The organism is Tychonema sp. LEGE 06208 (genome assembly GCF_015207505.1).
Classification (GTDB): domain Bacteria; phylum Cyanobacteriota; class Cyanobacteriia; order Cyanobacteriales; family Microcoleaceae; genus Microcoleus.
Genome location: NZ_JADEWT010000050.1, coordinates 24,416 through 44,347, shown reverse-complemented (window position 1 = coordinate 44,347; position 19,932 = coordinate 24,416). Strand labels below are relative to the sequence as shown.

The 19,932-nt window shown below is 47.7% G+C and carries 11 protein-coding genes and 1 tRNA gene; 3 read left to right on the top strand and 9 right to left on the bottom strand.

The window, feature by feature from the left end; genetic code table 11:
• Positions 1 to 74: 74 nt before the first annotated feature.
• On the bottom strand, positions 75 to 194 hold the full coding sequence (gene petG, locus IQ263_RS14870; protein ID WP_015174208.1) for a cytochrome b6-f complex subunit V: 120 nt from the start codon (positions 192 to 194) through the stop codon (positions 75 to 77).
• Positions 195 to 375: 181 nt separating this feature from the next.
• Here petG and IQ263_RS14865 point away from each other — a divergent pair, with 181 nt between their 5' ends.
• A complete protein-coding gene (locus IQ263_RS14865; RefSeq protein ID WP_194068100.1) occupies positions 376 to 756 on the top strand; it encodes a c-type cytochrome in 381 nt (126 codons plus the stop codon).
• A 294-nt stretch (positions 757 to 1,050) separates the two neighbouring features.
• Here IQ263_RS14865 and IQ263_RS29845 read toward each other — a convergent pair whose 3' ends face one another.
• The 5 genes from IQ263_RS29845 to IQ263_RS14840 all read right to left on the bottom strand — a co-directional run bounded on the left by IQ263_RS29845 (position 1,051) and on the right by IQ263_RS14840 (position 10,499).
• Positions 1,051 to 6,429 carry an SdrD B-like domain-containing protein gene (locus IQ263_RS29845; RefSeq protein ID WP_194068099.1) on the bottom strand — a complete coding sequence of 1,793 codons (5,379 nt, stop codon included), beginning with the start codon at positions 6,427 to 6,429 and terminating at the stop codon, positions 1,051 to 1,053.
• Positions 6,430 to 6,967: 538 nt separating this feature from the next.
• On the bottom strand, positions 6,968 to 7,327 hold the full coding sequence (locus IQ263_RS14855) for an NIL domain-containing protein (protein WP_194068098.1): 360 nt from the start codon (positions 7,325 to 7,327) through the stop codon (positions 6,968 to 6,970).
• A gap of 107 nt (positions 7,328 to 7,434) precedes the next feature.
• Entirely contained in the window at positions 7,435 to 8,310 is an 876-nt protein-coding gene (cysW, locus tag IQ263_RS14850; RefSeq protein ID WP_194068097.1) for a sulfate ABC transporter permease subunit CysW, read from the bottom strand.
• Positions 8,300 to 9,160: a sulfate ABC transporter permease subunit CysT gene (gene cysT / locus IQ263_RS14845; protein WP_194068096.1), complete on the bottom strand. Its 861-nt coding sequence runs from the start codon at positions 9,158 to 9,160 to the stop codon at positions 8,300 to 8,302. Before cysT ends, cysW begins: the two co-directional genes overlap by 11 nt.
• A gap of 193 nt (positions 9,161 to 9,353) precedes the next feature.
• On the bottom strand, positions 9,354 to 10,499 hold the full coding sequence (locus IQ263_RS14840; protein ID WP_194068095.1) for a sulfate ABC transporter substrate-binding protein: 1,146 nt from the start codon (positions 10,497 to 10,499) through the stop codon (positions 9,354 to 9,356).
• A 247-nt stretch (positions 10,500 to 10,746) separates the two neighbouring features.
• On the opposite strand from IQ263_RS14840, the gene IQ263_RS14835 reads away from it, so the two are divergent.
• Together IQ263_RS14835 and IQ263_RS14830 are read left to right on the top strand one after the other, a co-directional pair.
• On the top strand, positions 10,747 to 13,017 hold the full coding sequence (locus IQ263_RS14835; protein WP_228050066.1) for a WD40 domain-containing protein: 2,271 nt from the start codon (positions 10,747 to 10,749) through the stop codon (positions 13,015 to 13,017).
• A gap of 385 nt (positions 13,018 to 13,402) precedes the next feature.
• A tRNA-Thr gene (locus IQ263_RS14830) sits at positions 13,403 to 13,475 on the top strand.
• 168 nt (positions 13,476 to 13,643) lie between these two features.
• On the opposite strand, the gene IQ263_RS14825 is transcribed toward IQ263_RS14830, so the two are convergent.
• The 3 genes from IQ263_RS14825 to IQ263_RS14815 all read right to left on the bottom strand — a co-directional run bounded on the left by IQ263_RS14825 (position 13,644) and on the right by IQ263_RS14815 (position 19,926).
• Positions 13,644 to 15,524: an aminopeptidase P family protein gene (locus tag IQ263_RS14825; RefSeq protein WP_194068094.1), complete on the bottom strand. Its 1,881-nt coding sequence runs from the start codon at positions 15,522 to 15,524 to the stop codon at positions 13,644 to 13,646.
• 15 nt (positions 15,525 to 15,539) lie between these two features.
• Positions 15,540 to 16,709 (bottom strand): pyridoxal phosphate-dependent aminotransferase, encoded by a 1,170-nt coding sequence (locus IQ263_RS14820; protein ID WP_194068093.1) that lies wholly within the window; start codon positions 16,707 to 16,709, stop codon positions 15,540 to 15,542.
• Positions 16,710 to 16,884: 175 nt separating this feature from the next.
• Positions 16,885 to 19,926, bottom strand: a complete 3,042-nt coding sequence (locus IQ263_RS14815; RefSeq protein ID WP_194068092.1) for an AAA family ATPase — start codon at positions 19,924 to 19,926, stop codon at positions 16,885 to 16,887.
• Positions 19,927 to 19,932: the final 6 nt, after the last annotated feature.

Genomic DNA, 19,932 nt, shown 5'->3' with positions numbered 1-19,932 from the left:
CCCAATCTCCCCCTCTCCCAATGTCCCAATCTCCCCCTCTCCCCCTCGCTTCACCGAGGCACTATAGGCCCCTTTTACTTGTTGATACCCAACTGATCGCCGCGCTTGTACTGCTGATATGCAGCAAAAAACAGCCCCGACAGAGTAACAAAGATTAGACCCAGAACAATACCTGAAAGTAGCGGTTCTACCATGAGAGCTCCTTAACGTTAAGATTTAACAACCTGTTTTTAATATTACCAGCACTTATACAGATGAATTTTCGCAAAAACGCCCTTCAACCCTTCTCAAGGCTTGATCTCCCCGCTGGGAAGGATTAAGCTATGTTATGAGAAGTAAATTTTCTTGTAGATACTATTTTTAAATTGAACTCCTTTGAATCACCAACTTGCCAAAAATGAAATTAAGAACCCGATCGAGCGACTTGCTATATTTGCGATCGCGGTGTTGCTTGCCATCATATTGGCGAGTCTGACAATTCGTCAGTTTCAAATCGCCGATCCCTACGTCAAAAGCGTACTTTCCCTGACGGGAAACCAGCTTCAGGGTTCAGCCATCTTTCAAATGAACTGTGCCGGGTGTCACATATCCGTTGCAGACAGTCAAGTCGGGCCTAACTTGCAGCGAGTTTCCGAGCGCAAATCCCAATTTGAGCTGATCCGCCAAGTCACCAGCGGGCGAACTCCACCAATGCCGCAGTTTCAGCCGAGTCCGCAAGAAATGGCTGACTTGCTGGAGTATCTGGAACAAATTTGACCGCAGAATGGGAACGGAATTTCGTTTCCCTACTTCCGATTGTCTGGGTAAGGTGCGCGGCTTTTTTGAGATGCGGACTCAAGTCCTTTTGAGATGCGGACTGAAGTCCGCACTACGAACCTGCGTGCGGTTAATCGATCGCACAGGATATTAAACCTCAAACCCGCAGGGAAAGCAGGGGTTTCAACTCCTACCTCAAACTCAAAGTCCACAAAGCGTGGATTTAAGCAGGCTCAAAGACTTCAGTCTTTGAGCCTGTTTAAGTTGAAACCCCTGCGTGCTGGGGACTGCAGACTAAACCAGCAAGCTAAAACTGCTCGCCGATAGCTGTGTCGGAAGTACGCCCGCCACTACAGCTAAAATCTGGTCGCTGTTAGCAAGCCCGATCGCACTTGAGCCATTATTTTCAGTAATTGACAGTTGATTGAAGTCCAAGCCTCCCACCAACACAAGTGAATCAACTCCTGCGGTGAAGTTGAAAATAGTATCAATTCCCGCGCCGTCTGCCAAGATAAAACCATTGCGGCCAGATCCGCCGACGAGGGTATCGTTGCCAATACCTCCAAAGAGCAAGTCATCGCCGGTGCCACCAAAGAGCAAATCATCACCGTTGCCGCCAATTAAGGTATTGTTACCGTCGTTGCCGCAGAGAGTGTCATTGCCCTCATCGCCAAACAGCACGTCGTCGCCAGCGCCTCCCAACATTACGTCGTCGGCTTTGCCACCGTACAATAGGTCATCGCCTTCGTCGCCGCTGAGCGAGTCGTTGCCGCGATTGCCGTAAATCGTATCATTCGAGCGATCGCCAAAAATCAGGTCAAAGCCTTTACCGCCAAAGAGAGTGTCGTTATCGATGCCACCGTAGACAGTATCGTTGCCCGTATTGCCATTGATGTAGTCGCCGCCCTGTTGGCCAAAAATCAAATCGTTGCCGCCCAATCCGAAGATCGAGTCACTGTTGGCCGTACCGACGATCGTATCGTCGCCGTTAGGGCCGTTGATGACATTACCCCCAGAAGAATTGCCGAACTGATTAGAAATAGGGTTTCTGGGGAAGTCTGCAGGGCAAACCAAATCTGTCGGTACAGGTGAAGGCGTCGGTGTCGGTACCGGTGCCGGTGTCGGCGTTGGTGTCGGTACAGGTGTCGGCGCAGGTGTCGGTGCCGGTGTCGGCGTTGGTGTCGGTGCAGGCGCCGGTGTCGGTGCAGGCGCCGGTGTCGGTACAGGTATCGGCGTTGGCAAAGATCCAGGCGTCGGAGTCGGAGTCGGAGTCGGTGTCGGGAAGTTCCCGAAGTTGATGCCACTGACAATAGCACCCGAAGTCAGCGTGATGTCGGCGGGGTTGGGCGTGCTTTGGGTGAAACCAGTTTGGTTGACTTCCCGGACGCTGTAGGTTCCCGGCGTTAGGTTCGCGAACAAGTAGTTGCCGCTGTTGTCGGTGGTAGTAGTAACAGCAGGCGCAGCAGGAACTCCTGGGGTTGGAGGTACGACCTTGGTTAACTCAATTTGGAAATTGGGTAAACCCGGTTCTCCGGCTTCCTGAATGCCATTGTTGTTGCTATCTCGGAACTTCAGACCTCGGATCGTGCCCGGTTCCGGCAGAAAGTTGCCGAAGTCAATGCCCGCGATCGCATCTCCACCGGCCACCGTAATCGGGGCGGGGTTAGGCGTCGTCTGCGTCCAGCCGGTTTGCGGTACTTCCCTTACCTGGAAAGTGCCTGCAGGTATGTCTTTGAGAGTGTAGTTGCCCAGGGCATCAGTGATGGTAGTGGGTTCGCCCTGTTCAAATATGCCATCGGGATTGATACTGTCGAGGAATATTTGCCAATTTTGCAGCCCCAGTTCTCCGGCATCCTTAACGCCGTTGTTGTTGGCATCATTGAATTTTTGACCGCTGATGGTGCTCGATCGGAAATTGCCGAAGTTGATATTAGCGATGTCTTGACCGCTGATGACAGTGATGTCGGCCGGGTTCGAGGTAGTTTGCGTCCAAGTAGGCTGGGAGACTTCCCGCACCTTGTAGGTTCCTGCTGACAAATCGAGGAATTTGTAATTGCCGGTGGCATCGGTGAGGGTGTTCGGTTCCCCGGTGTCCAGAGTGCCGTTGCCGTCAGTATCGAGGAATATTTGCCAGTTGGGCAGTCCTGTTTCTGCTGGCAAATCTTGGATGCCATTGTTGTTGAGATCGTTGAATTTGAGCCCGCTAATCGTGTTCGGCTTGAAGTTGCCGAAATTGTTGTTTTGGGAGTCGGTACCGCTGGTGACTGCGATCTTAAATGCCCCGGAAAGGGTAGGCGTGGCTGCGTCGGCGGGCGGCACAGTTTGCGTCCAGCCGGTTTGTCCAACTTCCCGCACTGTATAAGTGCCGGCTGGTAAGTTGGTGAACTGGTACTTACCGGTGACATCGGTAACGGTGGCGTTGGTGCCAGTTTCTGCTGGTACTTGGTCTTGCACGCCGTTGTCGTTGGCATCCAAGTAAATTGTCCAGCCTCCTAGGGGTTCTTCTGCAGGCGCATCTTGCACGCCATTTTTGTTGAGGTCGTTAAATTTGATCCCGCTGATTTTGCCGAACTGGAAGTTGCCGAAGTTTTGACCCGTAATCGGGGTGTTGCTAACGGTGTTAATTGTATAAGAAGCCGGGCCGGCGGTTTGTGAGAAACCGGTCGGTACATCTTCTCTCACAAAGTACCGACCGATGCCAACGTTGGTAAAGCTATAAGTACCAGCAGCCGCAGGCGCTGTCCCGGTAACTTGACTGGCGACTTCGGTATCGCCGGTATCTAAAGTGCTGTTATTGTTAGTATCCTTCAACAAGCGAATGGTAGTGCCGTCGAGGGGGGTATCGTCGGCAGAGAAGCCGTCGCCTGTGAGGTCGGTGAATTTGGTGCCGCTGACGGTGATGTTTTGGAAGTTACCGAAGTTGAGGCCCGGAACGGTAGCATTAGTTATCGCTGCGCCGCTTTGGAGAGGGATGTCGGCAGGATCGGTTGTGGTTTGTGTGGAACCTGTTGGCACCGTTTCCCGGACACGGTAGAGAGCACCACCTGCAAGGGGCTTCAATCCTGTGAAAGTGTAAGCACCAGTGGCATCTGTGGTGGCTGGTGTTCCGATCGCAGCCCCTGTGACGGAATTGGTTAAATTAAGCGTAACCCCAGCTACTGCCGCATCCCCTGCATCTTGAGTACCGTTGCCGTTGAGGTCATTAAATTTCAGACCACTGATGGTCATGTCCTGGAAGTTGCCGAAGTTGACGGCGGTGGTACCAAAGAGATCCGTAGTACCAATGGTAGGCACAGTGGTAGGGGAAGTTTGCGTCCAAGTGGCTTGTGGTGTTTCTGCGATCGCAGTGTTTGCCTTAGTATCGGTAAGGGTGTATTGACCCAAAGTTGCAGGAACCGCAGAGCTAACAGCAGTCTTAGTTCCTGCGGTAATAGTCCATCCACCTAAACCTGGATCTGTCGCAGCTTTAACGCCGTCGCCGTTGAGATCGTTGAATTTCTGACCCTGAACAACTGGCCCGTACTCGTAAGCACCGATGTCAATATTGGGTTTTGCAACGAGAGTATTGTCAATTTTGCGAGGGAAACCAGCGCCGCGTTGGTCGAAAGCAGTAGCGCCCACGGCCGTTATGGTTGGGTCGCCTCCACCGATGGCAGGGTTGCTGCTGGTAGTTACGGGGCTATTGTCAACCAGGGCAAGGGTCAAAGGCCCTGCTGTTGCGCCGTTGAGTCCGGCAGCGGCGGCTGGTGCTAATACATTTGCGATAGGAACTGCTAATTGCTCAGTAGCCGCAAAACCTGTACTCCCGGTGATAACTCCAATCAGGTTGTTGTTCCCTGTGAATGCTCCTGTAACATCGGTGTTGGTAGCAGCAGTGTTGCCAGCGACGATCGTATTCTTGACCGTGACAGTACCACCGTTGTCAATTCCTCCGGATCTAGCAATCAGACTAGCCGGTGCGCCAACAGTAGCCGCTGTAGCAGAGTTATAGGCGATCGTGTTGTTAGTCAGGGTAGCTGTAGCACCAGAGTTAACAAAAATTGCACCGCCTGCTGCTGTACCCGCACCTGCGGTAGCATCACCAGCATTTCCACCCCTGACTGTATTGCTATACAAGGTGCTGTTGGTCAAGGTCAAGCTGCCGCCACCGACAAAAATCGCACCACCCAAACCAGCACCGCCACCACCTGCGGTAGTGCTACCAGCACCGCCACCAGCAGCACCAGCAGCACCACCAGTGCTACCAGCACCACCGCCACCACCCAAGCCACCAGCACCGCCAACACCCACAGTACCAGCGGTACCAGCAACAGTACCAGTACCACCACCGCCACCGATACCACCAGCACCACCACCGCCACCGATACCACCAGCACCACCACCGCCACCGATCGCGCCATTACCACCGTTACCAGTACCAACACCAGGGCCGCCAGCGCCACCAGCACCACCGCCACCACCGCCACCACCGAAGATTCCGGCACCGCCAATCCCACCAGGACTGCCAGGCCCACCACTACCGGTAGTGGCTCCACCAGTACCACCAATGCCACCAATGCCACCAGTGCCACCAGGGAAGCCCTGGCTACCATTTCCAGCGGTGCCACCAATGCCGCCAGTACCATTAGGAGTACCACCAACACCACCAGCCCCTGCCACACCAGGAGTGCCACCTGGAACACCAGTGTTTAAGTCGCTGTTGCCACCAACGCCACCGCTGCCAAGAGTACCGTTACCGCCGAGCGCCTGGTTGTTAGAGAAAGTCACTCTGTCAACAATTACACTGCCAGTATTGATAAAAAGTGCGCCGCCTAAACCGCCAGCGCCGCCACCACCACCAACTGGTGCGTTGCCACCTAATGCTCTTGCAGAATCAATGGTGAGGTTGGAGATGTTGACTGGGTTTGCACCGCTATCAACTACGAAGGCGCGGAAATTACTACCGCCCCTGATGGCAAAACCTCCGCCAATGATATTGGTGTTGTCACTAATTTTTGGCAGCAGCCCCGCGAGGGTGATATCCGCAGTCAGGGTAATTGTGTCAATCCCAGCATTGATGTTGGCAACATTGATGGCATTTTGCAGTGCGCCAAAGTCGCCAGCACTCTGGTTTAAGTCAGCAAGTACCCCGCTATAAGCTTCTCTCGCTTCTTGGGAAAATGCCAATGCCGTCTCGATCTTCCCCGTAGTGACTTCGAGTTCCCAGTCTCCACCGAGGGCGGCACTACCGGTCAAGTTATCCGAAGCCGCAACTTCCGCCCCGGTTAGCTGGCTCAGCCTTTCTACGAAGGCCACACCGACTTCTGTGGCGGCAACGTTGCAACCGTAAAGCAGAATTTCGGGTTTAGCTGTAGTTGAATAGTTCGAGTTTGCTTCGGCCGCTGGTAAAGCAAACCATGTTTCTAAATAATTGCGGTAGCTTTCAATATTGCTGAGATTGAGTTCTGTGGTTCCCAGTTGCAAGCTGGCTGCTGCGCCGTGAGACAAAATGTGGACGGCTGCAATGTTTTGCCGCTGTTTAAGTGTTTCGGCGATTTGCTCGATGCCGTCCCGATCGCCCTTGAGAATAATAACTTCTGTATCTGGATTTACAGTTTCTGTTAAACTTGCCCAATCTGTAACTTGTGAATCTGCAAAAACTATCTGGTGTTTCGGTTCTTTATAAAATTCCACGCTTAAATTCCTCTGGTACACGCACACATCAAATTCATATCACAAACCCCGCACACCAGCGATCGAGCTTTTTCCTGCGCCGGTGTTTATCGTTAGCGAAGCCGGCCTCTACGGGGACTGCGCCAACTAACAGGATAGCCCTTAATTTGTATCAATCAAATAGATATTGACAAAAACTTTCTTTTATGCTTTGCCAGCATAAAATGACTTAGTTTGATTGTTTAGAAGTTTTAAAGGGGGATATTGTTCCGGCTGTTACAAAAATCTTTGAAAGGAGCGGCGTGCTATTTTTGGATTTTCCAGAGATGGAGAATATACCAAATTTGATAAAAATTGTCAATCTAATAATTAACTGAGGGCGATATTTGTTTGTTAGTCAAGATTCATCAGTCACGGTGATTAGCTGTAAAGTGATGTTACCATGATTTTTTTCGGCTGAAAGATATGGATGCGCGATCGAACAACGCCGATAAAATTGGTTTGTAGTGAGAACCCACAGTTCTAGTTTTATGAGGACTCAAGTCCTCACTACAAACCTTTACCAAGTTTCTTCATCGGGATGATTGGAATTGCTCCATATTTCCACATCTAAATCGTTGAGATAAAACAGAGCACTTTCAATCTGTTGACTTGTACCGTTAAGTTCCAAATCAAACCAACCGTCATCCGAAGTTTTGACACCCAACAAAGCCGCATTAAAATTCACCGTCAAACCGTATTGCGAAATCAGGTTAGAAATGACAGGTTCCTGATGATATTCTTTAGGAACACGAATCCGAATGCGGGTTTGAGTTAATCTGGTGTCTCGTGAATCAGCGTGGGGGATATCTGATTCTTTGGTTTTGTGAAAATTGTCGCTCGATTCAAATTCAAATTCGCTATTGTTCTGGTTTAACATTTGAGGCTCCTAAGGTTTATTTCCGAGGTAAGGTGCGTAGTGTGCACCCTACATTTACAGATAGTTGCGATTGGTTTGTAATCGCAAAAACACATCATTATATTTGATTACTCAACCTCCTTGATGCTAGTTTTCTTTTCCAAAACCTCCTGAAGTACGAGAGTAACAACTGCTAACAATCCGAGAACTACCGCCGCAGAAAAAGCCGATTGCGTCGCATATTGCTTGTAAGCATCCTCTACAAATAAAGGCAAAGTTTGGGTTTTCTTAGCAATATTTCCCGACACCACAGAGACGGCTCCAAATTCTCCCATCGCTCTAGCATTGGTCAAAATTACTCCGTAAAGCAAGCCCCAACGAATGTTCGGTAGCGTGACATTCCAGAAAATTTGCCAATCATTTGCTCCTAAGGTTTTCGCCGCTTCTTCTTGATCGGTTCCCACTTCTTCCAAAACAGGAATTACTTCGCGGGCGACAAAAGGTAAAGTGACAAAAGCAGTTGCTAGTACCATTCCGGGGAAAGCAAAGATAACCTTAATTCCGGCACTCTCCAGCCACGAGCCGAACCATCCCAAGCGACCGTAAAGCAGTACAATCATTAAACCTGCTACTACGGGAGATACGGCAAATGGTACGTCTAAAATGCTGATTAAGAGTGTGCGTCCCGGAAATTTGTTGCGGCCTATAACCCAAGCTGCACACAAACCGAATACCGTATTTACAGGTACAACAATCAGAGTAATCAGCAGGGTGAGTTGTGCGGCTGATAGAAAATCTGGTGAGGTTAAGTTGCTCAAAAATGGATCTACTCCCTTTTTGAAAGCTTGGTAAAAAACGTTGAGAGCTGGAATAAATAAGATGAGACCGAGATAGGCGATCGCAATTCCTATCAACGTTGGTTTTACCCAAGTTTTTGCGTTTTTTCTAGCTGAACCACTCGGTGGAAAGTTGTACTCTTTCGATAAATTTAGATTAGCCGTCATAGCGTCTTCTCCATGATTGTAAGAGATTTATAGCGAATAACATTGTCAGGGAAATACCTAACATGAAAGTGCCAATTACCGTGGCTCCTGCATAGTCGTACTGCTCTAATCGCTGGAAAATTAAGACCGGGGCGATTAAATCTTTAAACGGTATATTAGAAGCTACTATTACAGTAGAACCGTACTCGCCCACCGCTCGCGAAAATCCGAGGGCAACTCCGGTTAAAATTGAGGGAAATAGTGGCGGTAAAACTACTCGCCAGAAGGTTTGAAATTGAGAAGCACCCAAGCACCAAGCTGCTTCTTCGATGTCTTTTTCCATTTCGTTTAAAACTGGCTGTACAGTCCGCACGATGAATGGTAAGGAAATAAATATCATTGCTACGCCTACGCCTAAGCGAGTGAATGATATTTTGATTCCTAACGGTGCAAACAGCCCGCCTATCCAGCCGTTATCGCTGTAAACTGTGGCGAGGGTTAAACCTGCGACTGATGTCGGCAATGCAAAGGGTAAATCTACTGCTGCATCGACAATCCGTTTTAAGGGAAAGTCGTAGCGGACTAATACCCAGGCAATTAATGTGCCGAATACTCCGTTAATTAATGCGGCAATTAATGCGGTAAAAAAGGTGACATTGTAGGCGGAAAGGGCGATCGGGCTTGTGGCAATTTTCCAAAATTCACTGGGGTTTGCTGTGCTGGCTTTTACCAGCATGGCTGTGACTGGCAAAAATAGCATGAGGCTGAGGTAGCCTAGGGTGATTCCCCAAGGTAGGGTGATTTTGCCGATCGCTCTTTTGATGTTGGCGATCGCAGATTGAGGGTTGGTGGCTGGAGATGATACTGTCATAGGGTAATTTTTAACCGCAGATGAACGCTTATTTACTTGCTTTCAGGCAGAGCCTGGGAATGCCGAACTCAAGGCTCTGCCTTGCTTTTTGACGAAACAGCAAGTGAGGAAGATCGGAAAGCTTTACAGGGAGGCAGAGCCTCCGGATATGCGTTCCCAGGCTCTGCCTGGGAACGAGTAAATTCTGATTTGCTTAGCGTTTAATTGAACCTTGGATTTTGTCAAAAGTGGCTCCGTCATCAAAGAATTGCTTCTGAATTTCTCCCCAACCTCCTAAGTCTTGAGCTGTAAATAGGGTTTTGACGGGGGGATATTTTTGGGCAAATTCGGGTTCTTTGGCTACCGTGGCATCTATGGGCCGAAAACCTGCTTTAGCAAATTCTCGCTGAGCTTCTGGGGTGTAGAGAAACTTGACAAATGCTTCGGCGACTTCGCGGGTGCCGTGTTTGTCCACGTTTTTATCCACGATGGCGATCGGATTGTCGATCGACACATTCACGTCGGGAATAGTATAAGTCGGTTTTTCGCCTTTCTGAGATGCCAGAATAATCTCGTTTTCGTAGTTAATTAAGGCGTCACCTTGGCCTTGTTTGAAAAATACGTCGGTGGCTTCGCGGGCATCTTTGGTCAGGATGGGAACGTTTTTGTAGACTTTGCTCGTAAAATCTAATGCTTTGGTGTCATCGCCTCCGGTTTTGACAACTGAGCCCCAAAGTGCTAGGAAATTCCAGCGAGCCACGCCTGATGTTTTGGGATCGGCGGTAATCAATTTCACTCCGTCTTTGGCTAAGTCTTCCCAATTTTTGATGTTTTTGGGATTGCCTTCGCGGGTGACGATGGCTGCTACGGATTTGCTGACGATGCCTTCGTTGGGCACTTCTTTTTCCCACCCGGGCGCAATGAGTCCGGCTTTTTCGATTTTGGCGGTGTCGAGGGCGAGGGCTAGGTGTACGATGTCGGCTTCTAATCCGTCAATTACGGCTCGGGTTTGGGAACCGGAACCGCCGTAGCTTTGGTTGAAGCTGACGGTTTGCCCTTTTTCTTTTTGCCACTGTTCTACAAATTTGGGAATTATCGCTTCGTGGGCGGCTTTGGTGACGGCGAAGGAAACGAGGGTTAGTTCTATGTTGCCTTTGTTGGCTGCTGGGTTAGCACCGCCGGGAGTGGCTGCGGGGTTGCTGGGGGTTCCCTGCTGGCAGGATACAACGGCCAGACTTAAAGTTATTCCTACTAAAAATAGGGACAGGAATCTTTTGAGTGAAGTCAACGATCGATTTTTGGCTGCTGGTGGCTGTGGCGATCGGTGAAATTGTTGAGTTAGGTGTTGCCGCTGGCTCATTATATTGGTTCCTCTAGGAAAACTACGGTTTTTGGGTCGGAATACCGTAATTATGTTTGTGAAGTACGATTATAAACAGGCGCAAGTAAAAATAGCAACAAAAAAAATGAATTGGGGGAATTCGGGGTCGATCGACTATCCTCAAGTCTTACGCTCGGTGGTTTTGACTCAGATTCGCGGTAAAATGTAAACCGTATAAATACCATGATTGAGTCAAGGTGCTAAGCCTGCACGATAGGCCTTACGGATGCGCTGGCTGCTCTCCCAAATAAGCGCGATCGCGGTAAGAGTCCAGCCTTGGCGAATATGCCTCACTCGCCCGATCGCCCTTGAGTTAAAAAAAGTTTTGACTGATATGTCCTTACCCCGCCCCCTCTCAGACACGATAATTGAACTGTTGAAGCCTGTAGCTAGCGAATTGGGAGAAAGATTGGGAGCAAGCGCTGTTAACGAACGCTATGCAGAAATTGAGCCTTCGGCTGCTTCTTCGGCTTTGAACCAGCAAATCAAAAAAGACCCCCGCTGGATTAAAGCACAAGTGAAATATTTGCAGCGACAGCACAGCCGCGAACAAGAATTAATCGCGATCGCCAGCATAGAAGAAGAATGGGTAAAGGAAGAACGCGCCAATCGAGTTAAGGCACAAGAATTGAGAGATAAGCGGGCCATTAGCCGGCTTTGCCGCGAGTTAATGCGGGAGTTTCAATCAGAAGCAATTCGAGTTAAGCTGAGCCAAATTCAAACTATTTGGGACAAAGACAACTGGTTTTCTAATTTGAGCAGACAGGAAACCGAACAAATTTTGCAGCAGCAACAGCACCGATTGCTGCTGTTGGTTGCTCCCGCAAAAATTAGCCAAGATTGCCCGGATTCTTTTCGTCACAATCTAAATATCGAGCTGCCGGCTAAGTTGAGATCTTTTTTGAATCAGCACTACCCCCAGCACGGAGAATCTTGTCCGGTTCAATTTTACGGAGACTATTTTAAAAAAGCGATTTCTGATATTGATGTGGAGCGGTTGCAGACTGTTTTGTCTCCCGTGCCGACAGCTATATTGTACAGCGATATCAGCGATTATGAAGTCAATTTTCACCTTGGTTTTTGGGGAATCATCAATCAGAGCGTTTCTCTAGTGGCGATGCAGCCTTGGAATTGGGAAGAGGTTTATCAGCAGTTGGAAGCCGAGGGCAAAGATGAAAAGGTTAGTCTGCGGATTATTCGGCAAATAATTGTAACAATTCATAAGTTATTAGCGGCTTTTTTAGCGGATTTGTATTATTTAAATATTGATTTTACCCACGAACCTCAGCTATTCAAATTAGAGGCGGAATTTGCTCAAGAATGGTTTTCTAAAGATTGGGCTCAACCGTATATTGAAACTCTTAAAGAAATTCAGGAACAGCAGCGAATAGTCTATAAAGGAGAGATGCGGCGGTTGGCGCTGCGAGAGGCGAAAGCTAGGGCAGAAAGGAAGCGTTTGGAGGATCGGGAACTCAAGCACAGAGAGGAAACTGAGGAGGCATCTAAACGAGCGAAGGAATTAGCTCACCAATTGAAAAATCTGAAATGGCGGTGCGTATATACGTTGCCGGGACATTCATCGTTTGTGAATTCTCTGGCGATTAGTCCTGACAGTAAAATTCTGGCTAGCGGTAGTTGGGATAAAACTATTAAGATTTGGAATTTAGAAAAAGGGGAATTAATTGGCACTTTGACGGGACATTCCGATCGCGTAAATTCCGTTGCTATTAGCTATGACGGAAAAATGTTGGTTAGCGGCAGTTCGGATGAAACAATTAAGTTTTGGAATTTGTACAACGGCGATTTGCTGTGTACTTTTCCGGGACATTCTATGGAAGTGAATTCGGTGGCGATTAACCCGAAGGGGCAGATAATTGCTAGCTGCGGCGGGGCAGATAATACGATTAAGCTTTGGAATTTGCGGACTGGTGAGTTGCTGCGGACTTTGAGGGGTCATTCTAACAATGTGAATGCGGTGGTTTTTAGCCCGGATGGTAAGATATTGGCGAGCGGTAGTTCGGATGCGACGAGCAAGGTTTGGGATGTGGAAAGCGGTAAGTTGCTGCGGACTCTTTCGGGGGTGAATGTGGGGGTGAATTCTGTGGCGATCGCGCCGGACGGTCAAATTCTCGCTAGCGTCAGCAATGATTATACAATTAAGCTCCGGAATTTGCATACGGGCAGTTTGTTGCGGATTTTCAATTCTCATTCTGCGAGGGGAAAGGGTGTAGCGAATTTAGGGATGAATGAGGGGCTACATATTTTGCAGAATTATGTAAGTAGGGGCGATTCGGTTGCTATCAGTCGGGACGGTTTGACTTTGGCTAGCGGCTGCGATGATAATACGATTAATCTTTGGAATTTGCATACGGGGGAGCTATTGAGCACTCTTAAGGGACATTCGGGTACTGTATACTCGGTGGCGATCGCACCTTCGGGCAATTTGCTAGCCAGCGGCAGCGCGGATGAGACAATTAAGATTTGGCGCTGCGATTAGTCATTAGTCATTAGTCATTAGTCAGTAGTCATTAGTCATTAGTCAGTAGGGGCGGTGGATGGTGCGTGCCCGCCCTCCTGCCGTCATTAGTCATTAGTCAGTAGTTTAGACGATCTGCTGTGGCTGGGAGTCCGCCCTGTCGCGGCGATAAGTTCCACAACATTTACCTACGGGGGCGAGAAACCGGGTTTCTGGGAAAATTTGGGTTGAGTGACGAGAAATCTAGGAAGAAACCCGGTTTCTGGAGTCTGGGTGCGCGCCAGACTGCTAAATTCCTCTAATTCCGGTTCTGCCCTTACGGGGAGGGGTTTTGGGCGAATTTGAAAAAAAAGTTGGCTGGGGGGGTTGCGCTAATGACTGTAAGTTTGCTATATTAAGTTTCACTGCTGGTGTAACTCAGTTGGTAGAGTAGCTGATTTGTAATCAGCCTGTCGCAAGTTCGAGTCTTGTCACCAGCTTTATAGCAGTTTTAAATCGAATGAAATATCGGATTAAATACAGTAGGGACACGGCAGTGCCGTGTCCCTATCTGATATGTGCTATTTTGTACCTTTGGGGCGGACTCGCGTGTCCAAAGGTACAAAAGTTTCGATGAAAATAGGTGCACAAGTTAAATCTGCGAGAAATTACGAGGCTTTACCTAATACAGCACAGGCTTTTTTCAACCAGGCGATTGTTGCTGCATCAAGTACGGGTGCGAGTTTCTCGATTACGGAGGCGTGATAGTTGTTCAACCATTGTAGTTGAGTCTTTGACAGCCGATCGCCATCAATCAATTTCCTTTCAAAGGGAATATACGTCAACGGTTCAAATCCGTACCAAACCGAACCGTTTTTTGAGGGCATTTCCCTGACAATATAGAGATTTTCGAGACGAATTCCGCCCCATCCCGGTTCGTAATATCCCGGTTCGATACTTGTTACCATTCCCGCTTCTAGGGGATATTGGACAAATTTGCTGATACCGTTGGGGCCTTCGTGACCGGCTAAAAACGCGCCGACTCCGTGCCCGGTGCCATGTCCGTAGTCTAGCTGTTGTTGCCATAATACCGCACGGGCGATCGCATCTAATTGCGATCCCGTTGTACCTTTGGGAAATTGCTGCATTGCACAGTTGATGTGCGCGATTAAGACGGTTGTGTAGTGTTCGATTTGCAGCGCCGTCGGTTCTCCGACAATCATGGTTCTCGTATCGTCGGTTGTACCTGCTAAATATTGCGCCCCTGAGTCCAGCAGCAGCAATTCTCCCGGTTTTAAGGTGATTTCGGGGCTTGGGGTTCCGTAATGTACGATCGAGCTATTTGCACCCGCACCGGCGATCGTTCTAAACGTTAAAGTCTGAAAATCCGTTTCTTGCTGATAAAAACTTTCGATGCTTTCTTTAACATCAAACTCAGTCAAAACCTTACCATTTTTTAGCTGCTCTGTCAACCACATTAAAGTCAGAACTTTCGCTCGACTTGCCTTAAAATTGGCTGATTTCATCTGCTCGATTTCCACAGGATTTTTCCGAGCTTTCATCCCTTCTACCGGATTCGGAGCGAAAACTATTTCAATCTTATTTTCAGTTGTTTGTTGACCTAAAATTAACTTGTACGTGCCTGCTGTGCTGTGTTTCGAGTCTAATAGCACCCGAACTTTTTTCGGCAAATTGACGCACGATTCTAAGATTGACGGATAGTCTGCGTAGGGAAGCACAGTTACAGCAGGCGACAATTCTTGCTTGATTTCTGCTGAAATGCGATCGGGATTGGTAAACAAAAACGCAGTATCTGCGGTGACAATCGCATAGGATATAAAAATCGGAATGTGGGGAATATCCGAACCTCGGAGATTGAACAGCCACGCTATTTGATTCAGGTTGCTAATCGGTAGCACGTCGATGTTTGCAGTTTGCATCGCTTCCCTGACTCGCGCTAACTTTTGAGCAGCGGTTTCTCCCGTCAGAGATACTGGTAAACTAAATATCGGAGATTCGTCAATGGCGGGTAAAACTTCTGTAGTTTGTCGAACTTTGTCTGCTAAATTCTCCGATATCGCTACGAGTTCAATTCCAGCAGTTGCAAATTTTCTGACCCAGTTTTGATATTGCTCTGTCGCTACCGTAAACGGGTCAAAACCAAATCTAATTTTAGTTGACTTTTGGGCAGATTCTACCGCGATTTTTTCTAAGGTTTCAATTAAACTTAAATTTCCTTCTAAGCCGAGTTTCGATATTTGAATCAGTGCAGCATCCACTTGCAATTCTGCTTGTTCGTAATAGCGGGAATCCACAAACAACCAAGCAGCATCTTTACCAACCAACAAATCGCCGGCCGAACCAGTAAAACCGGAAATCCAAGCTCGTCGCTGCTTGGCTGCTGGAACTGATAAATTTAAGTGTTCGTCAACTGCTGGAATTAAATAGCAATCTAAGTCGTAACTTGCCATCAACTCGCGCAAGTCTTTAAGCTTAGCAGCGGGTAACATTTTAATATTTTTATCTGTTATTAAATTAGTTGCAACCATTTTTTACATCCTATTTTACTTGTTTAAAATTGCCTTTAAACCTTTGACCAACCTGCTAATTCCTGCGGCCGCTGTTTCAGTTTCCAGAGCACCGTAAGCAACGCGCAAATAGCAGCCGCTATCCATGCCGAAAGTTGTACCGGGAAGCACTGCTACGCGATATTCGCGAATTAATTGTTCTACTAATTCCATTGTATCGAGTTCTGTGTCAACTTTTAAGAAAAAGTAGAAAGCTCCGCAGGCTGGGGAAATTGTACACAGATTTTGGATGGTATTGAGTTCGTTTAATACGAGTTGTCGCACGGATGCGATCGCCCTTACATAATTATCGCAGTAACCTCTACCAACTTGCAAGGCTCCCAAGGCTGCATATTGAGAAATTACCGGCGGACAAATTAAGATAGTATCTTGAATCTTTCTCACGGAAACCAGCAAATGTTCTGGGATTACCATATACCCGATGCGCCAACTCGCAAAACCGTAGGCTTTAGAAAGGCTAAACAGGGAAATTGTATGTTCGTTACTGTGGGGAAAAGCTGCGGGAGAACAGTGTTTAACGCCGTTATAGGTAAAATATTCGTAAGCTTCGTCGCTGATGTGATAAATGTTGTGCTGGCGGCAAATTTCGTTTACTTCGCGCAGTGATTCAGAATCATAAACTACGCCGGTTGGGTTGTTGGGTGAAATGGTGACAATTGCTCGCGTTTTGTGAGTAATTGCTTTTTTGATAGCATCGATATTGAGTTGATAGCTAGCGTCGGTTTCTACTATGACTGGGCGGCAATTTGCCATGATTGCCGCCATTTCGTGGTTAAAATAATAAGGTGATTGGATAATAATTTCGTCTCCCGCCGAGGTGATGGCGAGAATGGCGTTGGTAAATCCCATGTTGCTGCCGGCGGTGACAACAATGCAGTTTTTGTTGTTAATTTCTATGCCGTTATCTGTCTTGAGTTTGGCTGCGATTGCATCTTGTAATTCGGGAATTCCTTCGACGGCTTTGTATTTGTGATTGTCGGGGTTTGCGAGGAATTCGGGGATTTTGTTAAAGGATTCTTGGGGCGGATTGTAGTAAACTACGCCTTGTCCTAAAGATATTGTTCCCGGATTTTGCTGGATTAGTTCGCCTACTACGGGAATTATTGGCGATTGTACCGATTGCATTCGAGTGGGGTAATTTTTCATTAATTTAACTTTGTTTTTAGGATTAAATTTGTTTGCAGACGGCGGTTGAAACCGCGTCTACAAAAGGGAAGTCCGCCTGCGCGGACTGAAGAAAATAACGTACTGTTAACCGTCCAATCTTAAACCCGCTTTCGTCGGGTTTTGCTTGTGTAAACCTGGTTTCAACCGCCCTGTATTAAACTTTTTCAACTTCTATTCTAGAACCTTGGGGTGACTTAAATACTTTCACTTGGGCGGGCAATCTTTCGCCCAAGCCTCGAACGTGGGTAATCACTCCAATTAGTCTTTCTCGCTGCCGCAAAGATTCTAAAATTTGAGTAACGCTTTCGAGAGTTTCTGCGTCTAAGGTACCGAATCCTTCATCAAGAAATAAGCTGCCCAATTGAGCTCCTTGAGATAATTTTTCTGATAAAGCTAAAGCCATTGATAGGGAAGTTGCAAAGGTTTCTCCGCCGGAAAGGGTGCGGACTCGTCTCGCTTCGCCGCCGTTCCAATTATCTGTTACCCAGTATTCGCCTTCTTGGTTTTTTAGCTGGTAGCGATTGTCGGTTAATTCTTGCAAAATTACGGTGGCGCTGCCGACTAATTCTGCTTCTAAATGTTCTAAAATGTAGGATTGAAATTCGTTGGATTTCAGATTTTGCGCTAATGTGTGGTAGGTTTGCTCTTGTTCTGCGAAATTTGTGATTTGCTGCGACAGTCTTTCGGATTGTTCGAGGGTTTGCGCTGCTACTTGTACCCACGCTAAAAGCTCGGTGCGGTTGTTGTTGGCTTGTTTGAGGTTTTCTTGGGCGGTTTGTTTTGCCGATCGCACTTGTGCTAAAGTATCTTCATCGGTAGTCCGACCCGCGATCGCCTCGCTCAAATCTTTCGCCCGCGTCTCTAGCTGAATTTTTGACTCCCGCACGGATCGAATCGCATTTTCCCACTGCAATTGTTCGTTAACTAATGTCACCGCTGCTAAAAAAGTCTCTTCGGTGAAATCAGCCGCTGTTAATTTTGCCAACCAATCCAAATTTAGCTGCTGTTTTTCCGCCTGAGTTCGTGCAAAAAATTCTCCCGCTTGTTGCTCTCTTTCTGCAGCTTGAATAGCAATATTTTGAGCAAGTCGATAAGATTTTTCGGCAATTCTCAGCAGATCCTTTAACTCTTGCTTGTCTGTTTCTAAAGCCTGTGCTAAATTAACATAAGGTTGATATTCGGTAATTTGATAGAGCGCGTTTACACAACTTTGTAACTGCTGCTGTCGGCGGTCAGATTCGGCGATTGCCTCTTGATATTCTTGCTGTTTAGCAGCTTTTGTCGTCGCTGCAAAATTTAATTTTTCTTCGTAATTATTATATTCCAAGGATGCGATTTGGAATTGTTGCTCGATTTCTCGATATTGGCGATCGTTCTCTTTAAGAATGGCCAACTCCTGCTGCAACTGCGACACTTCCCATTCTCGCTCCTCCAGAATTTCCGAGATTTGGTGCTGCAATTCGCCAACTCTTTTCGCCGTCAATTCTAACATTTGAGCAATTTCCGAGTGTTTTTGCTCGCAGGATGAAACTGCACTTTTTCCCTCAGCCACGGCCATTTGAGCTGATTGAAAAAACTGATTTGCTGTCGCCAGTTTCCGGCGCAAACCAGCAACATCTACAATCTTAGAAATCGGTAAAGGAGGGAGCAAATCGCTCTCAGGATGCACCCCGCCGCACACCGGACAAGTATCGCCAGAATTCAGCGACATTCTGACAGCAGCAACAGTCTCTAAACGCGCCGCTTCCGCATTAGCAGTTTCCGCCGCTTCTAACTCGTCGCTGCACTCTTTGAGCCGGATTTCTGCCGCTGTTAAATTAGTGACAACTTCGACATAATTCTGTTGAGCACTTTCTTTTTCTGCCAGAGACTTACCCAACATTTCCTGCTGACTTTTTCCCTGTTTGGCAATAAGCTGAAGTTCCACCAATAAAGGTGCAATTTCCTGCAACTGCTCTAAACGCTTTCCTCCCGGCGAAGACTGTTCGAGCAATACCGCTGCTCTAGTAACTCGAAAACCCGCATTCTGAATTTGAATGTTAGTAGCTTGCAATTCTTTTTCTGCCGCTTGGAAAAAGCGGAGTTTTTCCTGTTGTCTTTTTTGGGCGATTGCCACTTCTTTTTCTAATTGAGTGCGCTGTTCTTCATATACTTTAGCAGCAGCCAGAGCATCTTCACGAGCCTTAAATTGTGGTGCTAGTGCCTCTGCTTTGGCTTGAGCCTCGTCAAGTTGCTGTTGCTCTGCTGCTAGCTCGCAGCGAGCTTTAATTAATTGTTCCCGCGCTGATTTAGCGGCTTTTTCGGCAGTTTCATTTTGACTGCGAGCCGATCGCACTAAAGCCCAATCTCCCTGTAAATGATTGGCAGCTTGCGCCCTTTCCAAACGCTGTGCTAAAATTTCAATCTCGGCGGAACTAGCATTTAACTCAGCCAATTTTTGTTGTAATTCTTGCCACCGAGCGATTTGTAAAAATAGCTGTTCCTCTTCGTCTAAGGCTTTCTGAGCTGTCATCACGGCGCGCTCGAACTCAGGTAACTGCTGCTCTAAAATCCCAAGTTGCGATCGCTTTCCGGCCACCTCATCCGCCGTCGGCGCGCTCAAGTCAGCTAACTGCCTTTCCACCATTTCCCGTTCCTGTTTCAGCAACTTTGCGAGTTCGTTTGCTTCCTTCCGCATCTGCTCAAAAATCTCAAATCCCGCTAGCTGCCGCAAAATTTCCCGGCGCTTAGAAGCATCCCCTTTAATAAACTCATCAAACTTTCCTTGAGGCAGAATAATTGCTCGTGTAAAAGTATCAAAATCCATTCCTAAAATTTGTTCGATCGTATTTTGCACTGCAACAATACTCGTTCCCAAAGTTTCCCACTGGCCGTTTTGCCAGCAGTCCAAAATCACCTTGTTTTCAGGAGTTTTTGGACGAAAACGCCATGTCCGCGTCACCCGATACTGGGCAGAACCCACAGTAAAACGCAACTGTACCTTTAAATTTTTACTACCTTGACTTGCTAAATCGCCTACTTGTTTGCCGCTGCGAGTTGTCGTACCAAAAAGCGCGTAAGTCATCGCATCTAGCAGCGAAGATTTCCCCGCACCCGTAGCACCAGTAATTGCAAACAAATCGAGTTGAGAAAAATCTAAACGCTGTTCCCGGCGGAAGCTGGTAAATCCTTCGAGTAAAAGTTCTAGTGGACGCATAAACGA

What these genes read in the sequence shown, in the direction of transcription:
- IQ263_RS14820 (WP_194068093.1), bottom strand. Translation starts at nt 16,709, where the DNA reads ATGAAAAATTACCCCACTCGAATGCAATCGGTACAATCGCCAATAATT.
- IQ263_RS14815 (WP_194068092.1), bottom strand. Translation starts at nt 19,926, where the DNA reads ATGCGTCCACTAGAACTTTTACTCGAAGGATTTACCAGCTTCCGCCGG.
- cysT (WP_194068096.1), bottom strand. Translation starts at nt 9,160, where the DNA reads ATGACAGTATCATCTCCAGCCACCAACCCTCAATCTGCGATCGCCAAC.
- IQ263_RS14825 (WP_194068094.1), bottom strand. Translation starts at nt 15,524, where the DNA reads ATGGTTGCAACTAATTTAATAACAGATAAAAATATTAAAATGTTACCC.
- cysW (WP_194068097.1), bottom strand. Translation starts at nt 8,310, where the DNA reads ATGACGGCTAATCTAAATTTATCGAAAGAGTACAACTTTCCACCGAGT.
- IQ263_RS14840 (WP_194068095.1), bottom strand. Translation starts at nt 10,499, where the DNA reads ATGAGCCAGCGGCAACACCTAACTCAACAATTTCACCGATCGCCACAG.
- IQ263_RS14855 (WP_194068098.1), bottom strand. Translation starts at nt 7,327, where the DNA reads ATGTTAAACCAGAACAATAGCGAATTTGAATTTGAATCGAGCGACAAT.
- IQ263_RS14835 (WP_228050066.1), top strand. Translation starts at nt 10,747, where the DNA reads ATGCGCTGGCTGCTCTCCCAAATAAGCGCGATCGCGGTAAGAGTCCAG.
- petG (WP_015174208.1), bottom strand. Translation starts at nt 194, where the DNA reads ATGGTAGAACCGCTACTTTCAGGTATTGTTCTGGGTCTAATCTTTGTT.